Here is a 3755-nt window from a genome sequence, read left to right as displayed (position 1 = left end):
ATAGATGACTTTTATATAAAAAAGATGAATCAGTGTTAATTTTATAGAAAAACATGAAAAATAATTATTATTTTTAAGTTATAATTATTCTTTGTTTTAAGTTAATCTAAAATCATAAATGAGGCTTTAATCATGGATTATTCGCAAAAATATCGTGCGTGAAATTTTAATGCAATCTTGTTTAAAAATACACAAATGTTGAAATAGTCCATTTTTTGGACTATATGTTTTACTATCGGTAATTTCGATTTAATAAAAATGAAGAGTCATTTGGTAATTTATGAAGATTTAAATTACATTGACTTCATGTAATCATTAGGTATACGATAGATTAGAAATCAAGTAATATTATTTACTTCTATATATTTATTTATGTTAGTGGTGAGTGAAAGAAGATGCATAAAATAAAAAAATATATTTGATGTGAATAATGGTTTGATTAGACTCAACATGAAAAAATAATTAAAATTCATCGGGGGGGTAATCGAGCTTTTACTGTGGGATTGTAGTGTAGCGAGAATTTGGATAGGGAGACTTGGGGACAGAACTAGACAAGTGTGTTGCATGTTTTGAAAGAGGTATGACTATGAAAACAGGGAAAAACATTAAGTTGGCCACTAAATTAGCGTTAGCGGCTTTGGTTGGTGTAACATCGGTTGGTATGTATACGGTTGATGCAGCTGGTTTGACAGGGTCTTATGTAGGGATTGGTAAAGCACCGGCAAGTACAAATGTTGTAGATAAAGGTTCAGAGGTTAAATCTACAGAAACTAAAATTATTGACTATCGTCAAACTTTTAATACAGGTTATATGGGTGGACAAGATATGTACAGAACACCTAAAAATAACAATGCTAACGGTGAAGGTGTAGACGGTGTTTCATTAGGGAATGATATTGACAGACAAGGTACAGGGAATATGGCAATCGGTTTTGGTACCTATTCTGCTCGTGGCTACAGTACGGCTATCGGTACTTATGCCAGTGCGATTACTAATTCTACAGCTGTAGGTTCCGGTTCCTATGCTGCCAGTAAGAGTGTTTCCTTTGGTCAAAACGCCTATGCCAATACAAATGGTCTTTCTATTGGTTTTGGCGCTCGTTCATCTCAAGGGCTAGCTATCGGTCAAGGTGCAACGGCAGGCCTTTTCTATAAATATTTACAAAATGATGGTGTTCAAAATTATAATCTCATTAATGATAGTATGGCTATCGGCAATAATGCTACGGCAATCGGGGGTATTGCTGTTGGGAAGAATGCGAAAACTAATAGCCTATATGGCGTAGCATTAGGCCAAAGTTCTTCTGTTGCATATAGCGGTACAGCATTAGGTACTAATGCCAAAGTTTATGTTTCTCAGGGGGTTGCTTTAGGACCTAATTCCGTATCAAATCGGTACTCTAATACGATTGGCTATGTGCCATTTGCTGATGATGGTGGCAGTTATGTGCCAAAGGATATTTACGGATTGGCAACCGCTATTGGAGCCAGTGACAGCTTGAAAGCTTTTAATACTAAATATGCTACTCAAATTACTGAATATAATACGCTAAATCAAAATCTTGCTGCGGCCCAAGCAAAGTATGCCAAACAAGATGAAATCATAAGAACTACAAAAGGCAGTACTGATGCGACAGAACAGGCAAAATATACGAAAGCGTTAACAGACAAAGAAACTTTCTACGCTGAAGCTGTTGCGGCAACTAAAGCATTAAATGAATGGGTTGCTCAAAATCAAGATTTTGCGACAGATCTAGGAAATCAAAAAACTGAACTCGGTACTTTTAAATCCACCGCTGGTGCAGTTAGTGTGGGGTCCACTGAATATGATGGCGATGGTCGTGTAAGCTATGTCTTGACTCGCCAGATTACCAACGTTGCTGCCGGTACTGAAGATACTGATGCAGTAAACGTGGCTCAGTTAAAACGTGTTGCTAACGCTACTATTTCTAATATTACAGTAGGTGCCGATAAAGCAAGCACTGCTGACGGTTTGGCTATTACTAGTGATACAGATAAATCCCGTATTGATATCGTTGGTGCCAATACTAATATTACAACCGCTGTTGATGCCGATAACCGTTTGATTCAGGTTGGTTTAAGTAATACTTTGAATTTATCTGATGCTGGTAGCATCACATTTGGTGAAAACGGTACAACTTTGAATAACTCCGGTTTAACTATTGCCAATGGCCCATCAGTGACTACAGATGGTATCAATGCAGGTGGTAAAGTGATTTCTAATGTTGGTAACGGTAGTATTGTAGCAGGTTCTACCGATGCTATTAACGGCGGTCAGTTATTTGAACAAATTAAGACCATTACTGGTGATGGTGGCGCTCTTTCTCAAAAAGCCAATACCAACTTGGATAACCTTACTGAAGCAGGTACAAAAGTAATTACCGATGCTGCTAAAGGTGCCGTTACCGTTAAGAGTGGTGATAACTTCATTAAAGTTGGTTTAAATGAAGAACAACAAAAATCCGGCATTAACCAATATGACGTATCGTTAGACAAAGATGCACTACGTGATGCATTAGGTACAGGTACTAATAAAGCTGGAGATAAAAACCTTATTACCGGCGATACTTTGAACCAAGCTATTAATTCTGTTGTGACCGGTCAGGCTAGCGACGATCATATTAATGAAGTAGCTAAAAAGGCTGTCAAAGTTGTAGATGGTGTTAATACTACTGTTACCGAAGGTAAAGATGGCGATGCTACAACTTATGCTGTAAATGTTTCTAATGATGCTATTAAAAATGCAGTTAAACCTGAATTAGATCAGAAAGCTAATATTGATGGTTCTAACTTAAGCACTGAAAACATCAATAACTGGAAAAATACATTAGGTGTTACTAATGTAAACCAAAGTGTTACTGAAGTTACTAACCGTGTAGATTCTTTGGAAACTAATGTTTCTAACTTGAATGACAGCGTAAGCAACTTGAACGGTCGTGTAAACAGCTTAAACGATCGTGTAGATAAAGTTGGTGCCGGTGCTGCCGCTTTAGCAGGTTTACATCCATTAGAATTTAACCCGGAAGATAAATTTTCTGCCGCTGCTGCCTTAGGTAGCTACAAAGGTGATTCCGCTGCCGCTATCGGTGCATTCTACCGTCCAAATGCAGACACCATGTTCAGCGTAGCCAGCACACTTGGTGATGAAACAATGTTCAATGTTGGGGTATCCTTGAAATTCGGTCAAAAAGGTGATGCTATTTACAGAAATGCTACGGCTGTTGATGTTAGTGGTTTACAAAATGAAGTATCTGACCTTAAAGCCCAAAATAAAGGTTTGGCAGATACAGTAGCTCAACAACAGACAGAATTGGAACAACAACGTGCCTTGATTCAGCAGTTAATGGCTAAAGTAGGTATGTAATATCGAACCTATAATATGAGGTAACGGTTTTAATAAGCTTTATCTGATTTAATATAGTTTTACTATGAAATCAAAATAAAATGTAAGAAATAAAAAAGAAGTCAAAGTAATTTGGGGAATTTACCTAAATTTTACTTTGGCTTCTTTTTTCTATACTAATTTTGTATTATTTATTGAAATTTTTTAAGTGGCACTAATGTAATCTTTTAAATGATTAAAAGGCATTGGTTTTAGAAAATAGAAGGATTTTTAAATAATATATTAATTTATATTTCAAAATTTATATATAAAAAAATAAGATTACTGTCAAAAAAATAATTGCTTTCATGAAAACTTTATGATATGATTTTTACAAAATTAATATAAGATG

The 3755-nt window shown here is 35.8% G+C and carries 1 protein-coding gene; it reads left to right on the top strand.

Annotated features, from left to right (window positions below):
• The first annotated feature begins 586 nt into the window (after positions 1-586).
• The gene (locus EO124_RS10060; RefSeq protein ID WP_164726618.1) at positions 587-3385 is read left to right on the top strand and encodes a YadA-like family protein; all 2799 of its coding nucleotides are present in this window, start codon (positions 587-589) and stop codon (positions 3383-3385) included.
• Positions 3386-3755 lie beyond the last annotated feature (370 nt).

Source organism: Veillonella ratti (assembly GCF_003992115.1).
Taxonomy (GTDB): domain Bacteria; phylum Bacillota; class Negativicutes; order Veillonellales; family Veillonellaceae; genus Veillonella_A; species Veillonella_A ratti.
Note: the sequence above shows the minus strand (reverse complement) of the source record. Positions and strands in the feature narration are given on the sequence as shown.